Source organism: Vibrio sp. Vb1574, assembly GCF_033338675.1.
Window position 1 is genome coordinate 1 of the sequence record NZ_JAWOTC010000475.1, and the last position, 1,028, is coordinate 1,028.

Annotated in this window: 1 protein-coding gene; it reads right to left on the minus strand. The window is 37.8% G+C overall.

Annotation, left to right across the window (positions count from 1 at the left end; genetic code table 11):
• On the minus strand, positions 1 to 739 hold a 739-nt coding region (locus R7O12_RS26985), incomplete at its 3' end, for a FliM/FliN family flagellar motor switch protein (protein WP_318127129.1).
• Positions 740 to 1,028 lie beyond the last annotated feature (289 nt).

The following is a 1,028-nucleotide window of genomic DNA, read 5'->3' on the forward strand; positions in this document are numbered from 1 at the left end:
GTTGATTGCCAATGCTTACCGGTACGGTATTTAGTAATTCGATTGGCATGATGTCATCAGGTTTTAGGCTGACAACGTCACTTAGAGCCATCGTTTTTTTACTCAATACCACGTTAAGACGAACTGGCGTTGATTCTAGGGAACGACAAAAAGGTTCATACAAATCCACGTCTGATTGCAGCTCAAGCTGTTCAATCAAGGTTTGGATCAGATGCGTGTCCAGTTTTAAGTACATCGACCCTTGATAACCTTCAAAGGTGATATTTAATTGGACACATAAGCCTATGCCGCGTGGAGCTTCATACTCACATGCTTCCCACATGTCTTGCGGTGCTAGCCAACCGATAATAATGCGGCTGATTCTTTCTTGTAGGCGAAGATCACTGGCAGTCAGTGTTGCGACTGAACGCTCTGTATTAGCGCCATAAAAACGGTCTGCTAATTTAACGAGAGTCTGAGTATCACCGTGAACAAATACCATGCCACCTTCTTGGTGCTTATGGGTGGATGTCTGATCTTTGTCCATCATTGCAGGAGAGAATCGATGCAGGTCTACGGAGGTTAAGCTAGCTTCCACTTTGTTTGTACTGAGCCAATTTTGCAATTCATTCGTTAGGCTTGAACAAGATTCTGAAATTAAATTTTCAAGCTTATCTCGAATGATATGAATAGGCTTGCCTAATAATTCGACATCAAGAGATTTGATATCGGAAATAGACTCACTAACTCTAGTTTCCATTTATATTTTACCGTGCGTTAACAAACTAAGTTCTTCTAACTTAATATTCGGTAGTCTACACAGAGTTTTTCATGATGTTTTAGTTTTAACTTCGAATTATGTGACTTTAGTTCACATGTTGCTTATGTCAGTACATGCGAAGCTTTTAATAAAAATTAAAAAGGGTTAGTTTCATTTATAAATCGGTTAATAAATTAAAATAGCAACTTTTGAGCAATATTTGTTGTTATTTCACCAGGTTCCTCTATCTGGTGACTAACGTGATTATTATAAAAAAATTAATATAAAT